This is a genomic window from Rhodoferax ferrireducens, assembly GCF_003347515.1.
Taxonomy (GTDB): Bacteria; Pseudomonadota; Gammaproteobacteria; order Burkholderiales; family Burkholderiaceae_C; genus Rhodoferax.
Window position 1 is genome coordinate 1 of record NZ_QEII01000119.1, and the last position, 401, is coordinate 401.

A 401-nucleotide genomic window follows, 5' to 3' on the forward strand; every position below is an offset into this window, starting at 1 on the left:
GAAGGAGTTTTTATGTCCGATATCGTCATCGTCGCCGCGGCCCGCACTGCCGTCGGCAAGTTTGGTGGCAGCCTGGCCAAGACCGCCGCGCCCGAGTTGGGCGCCCATGTCGTGCGCGGCCTGCTGGCCCAGGCCGGTGTGTCCGGCGACGCGGTCAGCGAAGTCATCATGGGCCAGGTGCTCACCGCCGGCGCCGGCCAGAATCCGGCGCGCCAGACGGTCATCAAGGCGGGTCTGCCGCAAGGTGTACCCGGTCTGACCATCAACAAGGTCTGCGGCTCGGGCCTGAAGGCTGTGATGCTGGCGGCCCAGGCCATCCGCTGCGGCGACGCCGAGATCATCGTCGCCGGCGGGCAGGAAAACATGAGCGCCGCGCCGCACGTGCTGCCGGGCTCGCGCGA

Annotated in this window: 1 protein-coding gene; it reads left to right on the forward strand. The window is 69.6% G+C overall.

Features of this window, described 5'->3' with window-relative positions; all coding sequences use genetic code 11:
* Nucleotides 1–12 precede the first annotated feature (12 nt).
* The coding region (locus tag C5P05_RS00520; RefSeq protein ID WP_269813874.1) for a beta-ketoacyl synthase N-terminal-like domain-containing protein at nt 13–401 on the forward strand (389 nt) is incomplete at its 3' end.